We start from the raw sequence: 6,494 nt of genomic DNA, 5'->3' as shown, positions 1-6,494 counted from the left end.
AGTTCTGCATTCAAATTCTTGTCAAACTCATCGATAATACAGAAAATTTCTGTAACTTTGTCCTTGGTAATCATCGCTTGGTTGTTTTGTAACTTATTGATTTTCACCTATAAAGGTACAAAATGTTGGCGAGATTACCAACTTTTATAATGCTTTTCTTATCCCGAACTCGCGTATCAGTAGAAGATTGCAGACAGAGGCTGCCATTGTAACGCCAGTCTTCCTGTTGGACAATACCAAGAACTGATGAATATATTTCCTTTTTCTTTCACCGATTATATCTTACTACATTACTACAATAAGAGGTAAAGCGGTAAAAGAAAAAGGATTGGCGTGTAGTCGGGAAATAGCAATCCTCATTACTACGAAATGCCTACATACTACCTCAATGACATAAGAAGAATACATTTGCGATGTGGCAAATGTGCATTCGTTTGCACGCCATTTCCACATCTATTTCCGTTTTTCCTTGCAAGTTTCGGAAACTTTAACTATCTTTGCACCCGATTATAACTATCACTAAGTGAACGGATTAGAGAGCAACGGCTATCAGCGGCATCTTTCCTTATATAATAAAGGTGTATGCGTGGCGCAGGAAAAACAAGATTTTCCTGTGATTTTGTCGTCGGATTATTTGGCTGTTCCAAATAATTTGTTACTCTCTCTCTCTCTCTCTCTCTCTCTCTCTCTCTCTCATAGGCGCTACTGGCGTAACTTCTTACACAAACATCTTATTATACGCGCGCGTGAAAAACGGCGCAAAGCCTTTGGGCAAGGGACTCGCAAGAGATTCCGTTGCCTGTTTTGTCGTGCCCGTTGGTCAAGTCACAAGGATAGGTTTAAGGAAGTTTTAACCACAGCCTATTTACCCAAGAAAGAGTTATAAATCAAGAATCAATAATGAACTATAAACAAATGGAAAGAAAGAAATTTTACATTGCTCCCGAGATGGAAGTGATACACCTGCATGGCGAGTACTACCACAGGTTGCTGTTCTATGCAGGGGAATCCGGATACTTCATGTCCAGAACTGCTTATACAGGCACTCATTTCACGACATTAAAAGTATCGAATATGGGGGCAGGCATAGTCCGGCTGAACTGGACCAGCAACAACCTTGCTGCCGCAACTGTCTGGACAGCGGATTAAGTGAGGATTTACAAGGTTTTTTCAGAAACAGAACAGAGTTATAAATAACGAAATCAGAATTTTATTTTAATTATTATGAGACAAACAAAACTTTTATTGCTGTTGCTTTTGCTCATGGCAATACCAGCAACAATGCAAGCCTACACCAATTATGAGATTGTCAAGAAAGATGGTCTTATTTATCAGGTTATAGACTTGACAAACTTTAAGGTTTCCCTCGTAGGTACGGAATCTTCAGTATCGGGTGAAGTTAATGTGCCGGCAACTTTCGACGATGGAAAAGGAACAACATTCTATGTAACCAGAATGGGTGGCAACGAGAATTACAGCTGTGGTTCAGGCGTTACCAAGATCAACCTTCCCGAAGGAGTTACGGAAATCTATGGTGGTGCCCTGGGTGGTGCATCCTTTGCAGAAATGACAATTCCTTCAACGGTAAGTACCATCACTCATACTGCCTTTTACAGGTTTTCCAGTCTGCCTAAATTCACTGTGGCCTCTGGCAACGCAAATTTCTCTTCTGATGCAGATGGGTGTCTTTACTCTAAGAACATGGAAGACCTCTATGCTGTTCCAACGGGCGTAAATACCACTGGTGGAACATACACTGTAAACAGCAATGTCAAGAACATCTTCAAATGCGCTTTTACCAATGCTCAAGGAGTAAAGAAGATTGTCCTTCCTGCCAATCTCCAATCAGTGGAAACAGGATTCCCATCAATCATTCCTAATTCTTCTGAATTGGAGGAGTTCGAACTTGCTTCTGGCGGTTCTACTCCTTATAAAGTTATAGAAGGTGTTTTGTTCAAGGACAATACGCTGAGCAACTATCCGCCTGCCAAGCCGACGGCCAGCTATAAAGTTCCTGACGGCATCACCAGCATTGCAGAACGCGGTATAGAGGGCAGCCGTTATATGAAGACTATAGACTTGAACGATGTCGTTGAACTCTCCAAAAATGCGCTGTACACTTGTCACCAACTGAAAACCGTTACCCTGCCTGCACATCTCAAAGTAGATGGGGTGGCTGGTGGCATTTCCAACTGCTATAATCTATCCGAGTACAAGACTCCGTCTGATTGTGAGAACTTTGAAGCCATTGATGGTGTTGTCTATTCCAAGGGCGACCATTCCATACTTTATTTCTTTCCACCGGCAAAAGCTGTAACTGATGGAAAATATACTGTTGCCAATTGGGTCAAGACCATTGAGAAAAATGCGTTCCTCGGTACTACAACGATAAAGGAACTGACCATTCCTGCCAATGTCGAGGCTATCAATGACGATGCTTTTAGCAACATGAAGAACTTGTCAAAAGTCAGCTATGTAGAGCCTTCCAATGTACAAACTATTGGAACTGGTGCTTTCGGTCAGTGTCCTGCCTTGGTAGAAGCAACTTTACCTTCATCACTGACAGAGCTGAAGGCCATTTACTCCCTGTCCAAGAATCTGGAAACCATCAATGTACCTGACGGTTCCAAACTGACAACGATTAGTGCAAATGCGCTCCAAAGTAATACAAAACTCAAGAATTTCAACTTCCTCGGCGATTGCGACCTGACGACAATTAAATCGGGCGCATTCCAAAACCTTTCCCAGTTGCAGGAATTCCATTTCCCAAAGGGAGTTACAAGCATCGAAAACAATGCGTTCAACGGATGTACGGCCATGACAACGGCTAAGTTTGCCGATGATGCGGTGATTTCGACAATAGGCGCAGGTGCCTTTGCCGACTGCGGACTTACCTCTATCGACATTCCGAATAGCGTTACGAAGCTTGAACGCGAGGCATTCCGCAACTGCGCAGCACTGACCGTTGTAAATGTATCGGAGAATCTGACCGACATCAGCTCGGAGGCTTTCAAGTATTGCGAGAACCTCGTTGACATCAACGTGGATAAGAAGAACACTAAATATTCAAGCGTAGATGGTTACTTGCTTTCAAAGGACAAGAAAACACTGGTACTCTTCCCTCACGGAAAGGCTCATGACAAGTTTACACTTCTTCCTCCTTCCATTACCAAGATTGGCGACTATGCTTTCTACGAGTGCGAGAACCTGACCAGCGTAATGATACCTAACAAGGTGACTTCAATCGGCGACCGTGCTTTCAGTCTCTGCAAAAATCTGAAAGACATGGCTTTCCTCTGCGACGAGCCTATCAAACCAGCTAACATCGACCAGCGTGAGAATCACAAGAGCTTCGACGATGGAACGGCTGGAACGACAAATATGCCTGCCAACATCAATATATATGTTCGCAAGGACATCAAGGCGCAGTATGATGCCATTCCTTTCTATAAGAATAATTTCAAGAGCATCAATCCTTCGTTTGAAGAAAACGGCAACGAATACCTGCAAGTAGCTGCAAGTGTGGCTGACCTCCTCTCCGTCAAAAGCGAGAATCATACCTTTGTAGTGCCCGAGAAAACACAGACAGGGCTTGATGTTGCGCTTATTGGCGATTACGCATTCCAGACAGCAAGCAACAAGATTAAGGAAGTTGTCATTAAAAACCATATCGAATATGTAGGTGCAAAGGCATTTATGACGAATATCGCCAACAACAGCAGTACCATCGAGAATGTATTCTTCATTAGTAATGCCCCAAGCAAGAAGATGCTGAGCACTACACGCTTTGAACTTGACGAGACAGGCAATAACTACAAGGAGTTCGCAAGCACAACAAACATCTATGTCAAGAAGTCGGTAGTTGAAAAATACAAGAGCAAATGGAAGAAGCAGATGTGGGACACTTCTACGGGTGCAATGAAGGATAGTCCTGATGATTATCAGTTCTACAACCAGATAGACTATAAAATTAAAAGTACACCTGCGCTGACCAACAAGCTCTATTCAACTTTCTCACGTGAGTTCGACGTGGATTTCGGCGATATTGACGAGAGTGGCAACCGCCTTTTCTGGGACGCTGCCGAGAACTGCCCGAAGGTTATCGCCTTTACATCTGGTGAGAAGATTGGTAACAGCATTATCCGTATGCAGAGTATAAATCTCGGCGACGACATCGCCAAGGACGGTCTCTACGTGCCTGCCAACACGGGCGTAGTGCTGAAAGCCATCGACGGCTCGCTGCCAAGCGATTTCTACTATCGCATCGGCGAGGATGATGTATGGAGTTACGACGGAGAAAACATCTTGAAGCCCGTAACCGTGGATGCAAAGGATATTGTAGCAACAGAGGACGGCAACACCAACTTCTACATTTCGGGGGGCAAGGCTTTCCGCGTTTCACAGGCGCAGCAGTTCAAGAATGAGGGCAAACTCACCATCGGCGTACACAAGGCATATATCAATATCAACGTGCCAGCCGGAGCAAAACTCTCGCTACTGTTCGACGACGGCGAGACTACGGGTATAGAGAGCATCAATGCGACAGATGCTACAACTTCTGAGGGCGATGATGCCTACTACAACCTCAACGGTCAAAGAGTGACGAATCCTGCAAAGGGTGTATATATTCACAACGGTAAAAAAGTAATAGTAAAATGAAAACAGCATACAAGAAACCATATGAGGCTCCTGTAATGGAGATTATATCGACAAACCTGTCCCCGGTGATGTATCAGACTTCCATTCCACAGGCTGGCGAAGGTGAAGAAGGAGGCGCGGCAGATGCCAAGCAAGGATCTTTCTTCTTCGATGAGGAGGACAACTGGCCAGATACCCACAACAACTTGTGGGAAGACTGACGATGCTCTGCCGTGCCTTGCCAAGCATTTGGCGGGCACGGCAGACTCTTTATTAAAGACAAGATTTATATGAACCCGGGCGGAGGTCATCCTTCCCCGACAAACTACGACAAGGAAGATGCAAGACGCAAGGGAACATTTCCATCATGAGATGAGACGCAGGAGGTCGATGGGGCGGATAAGGAAAATCGTCTTTTGGCTGCTTTGCCTGATGGGGTTCGCCATTTGGGGATTCTGCGTCTATTTATATACACAGGACTAAAATTTCTTATCATTAACCAGCCGATGAGTGGTGTAGATTGAGATGACGACAAGTCCTACTTCAGTGGGGCACTACTTATACTTTAGTGCCCCACTGTTTATACTTTAATCGTTGTTAACATTTCAGCCGCTTCCGGAACAAAACAATCAAACCTATGGCATTCTACAAGAAAGTACAGATGAAAGTGAACGGCAAGTGGTATCCCAAGTCCGTTCTCGTAGGCTCTGCCATTACAACGGAGCAAGTGGCGAAGCGTGTGGCAGCCGAATCCACCGTAAGCCCAGCCGATGTGCGTGCCGTACTCACGGCACTCGGCGGCGTGATGGGCGACTACATGGCGCAGGGCCGCTCGGTGAAATTGGACGGCATCGGCTCTTTCTACTTCACGGCGGCGACGAACAAGAACGGTGTAGCAACTGAAAAGGAAGTAACCGCTGCGCTCATCAATGGCGTGCGCGTGCGCTTCATTCCCGAAACCCGATTCCGTGGTGGTGGCACAAGAGCCACAGGCGGCGGTCGCCGTGCGGTTCGCAGCCTGACGGATGTAGATATCGAGTGGGAAGAATGGAAAGGCAAGGTGGATACGGATAACCCAGACTCAACATCGGGCGATGACATAAAATGGGGGGCAAAACATGAAGGGAAAAGGTTCATTTCATATTGATAATTTCGACCCTCTTTAAAATAAAACAATCGCTATCATTGAGTTTTTAACTCTTTGATAGCGGTTGCTCTTTACAAATCATAGTTAGTTTTAGGGGAATGGAGTTTTACCCTCTGAATTTTATTGTTTCACTATCAGTTCTCCGTCCGTATCCTCTTTTAGGGTAAACATGTAAATATTAGAGTTCTCCTTTGGCTTTATTTTCTTCTTTTTACATCCAATGGAATCTATATAAATTACATTAGTTCCCAGAAAGTCTTTTTTCTCAGAAATTAGTTTATAGTAAAATCTTATCTTGATGTTTTTATTTTTAAAGGTAATTGTAACATCGGAATGTCCACACCCTTCAGTCTTCTCAGAATTATATTTCATTACGCGAGTTCGGGATAAGAAAAGCATTATAAAAGTTGGTAATCTCGCCAATATTTTGTACCTTTATAGGTGAAAATCAACAAGTTACAAAACAACCAAGCGATGATTACCAAGGACAAAGTTACAGAAATTTTCTGTATTATCGATGAGTTTGACAAGAATTTGAATGCAGAACTGGCCCAAAACCTCCCATTGCCCTCTCATGATGGCGATGGGAAGCGCTACCGTAACCGCAAGGGCAGGCTATCCGAGAGTGAGATTATGACAATCTTGGTATGCTACCATTTCGGTACTTACAGAAACTTCAAGGAGTACTACCTCTGCTGTATCCGTGGAC

General features: G+C 44.3%; 5 protein-coding genes and 2 pseudogenes. 6 read left to right on the top strand and 1 reads right to left on the bottom strand.

Annotated elements, in window-relative coordinates:
- Positions 1 to 74, bottom strand: a pseudogene (locus tag BM114_RS14765) (transposase); the annotation flags it as partial.
- Between the two features lie 449 nt (positions 75 to 523).
- Here BM114_RS14765 and BM114_RS14515 point away from each other — a divergent pair.
- The 6 genes and pseudogenes from BM114_RS14515 to BM114_RS13870 all read left to right on the top strand — a co-directional run.
- A complete protein-coding gene (locus BM114_RS14515) occupies positions 524 to 886 on the top strand; it encodes a hypothetical protein (RefSeq protein ID WP_177207129.1) in 363 nt (120 codons plus the stop codon).
- Between the two features lie 14 nt (positions 887 to 900).
- Positions 901 to 1,149 (top strand): hypothetical protein, encoded by a 249-nt coding sequence (locus BM114_RS13895; RefSeq protein ID WP_092114319.1) that lies wholly within the window; start codon positions 901 to 903, stop codon positions 1,147 to 1,149.
- 75 nt (positions 1,150 to 1,224) lie between these two features.
- Positions 1,225 to 4,659: a leucine-rich repeat domain-containing protein gene (locus tag BM114_RS13890; protein WP_092114317.1), complete on the top strand. Its 3,435-nt coding sequence runs from the start codon at positions 1,225 to 1,227 to the stop codon at positions 4,657 to 4,659.
- Positions 4,656 to 4,859, top strand: coding sequence for a hypothetical protein (locus BM114_RS13885; protein ID WP_092114315.1), 204 nt, complete (start codon positions 4,656 to 4,658; stop codon positions 4,857 to 4,859). The genes BM114_RS13890 and BM114_RS13885 overlap by 4 nt, the downstream gene beginning before the upstream one ends.
- A gap of 416 nt (positions 4,860 to 5,275) precedes the next feature.
- Entirely contained in the window at positions 5,276 to 5,785 is a 510-nt protein-coding gene (locus tag BM114_RS13880) for an HU family DNA-binding protein (RefSeq protein WP_092114313.1), read from the top strand.
- A 474-nt stretch (positions 5,786 to 6,259) separates the two neighbouring features.
- A pseudogene (locus BM114_RS13870) lies at positions 6,260 to 6,494 on the top strand (IS982 family transposase); the annotation flags it as partial.

The organism is Prevotella sp. KH2C16 (assembly GCF_900113305.1).
GTDB lineage: Bacteria > Bacteroidota > Bacteroidia > Bacteroidales > Bacteroidaceae > Prevotella.
Note: the sequence above shows the minus strand (reverse complement) of the source record. Positions and strands in the feature narration are given on the sequence as shown.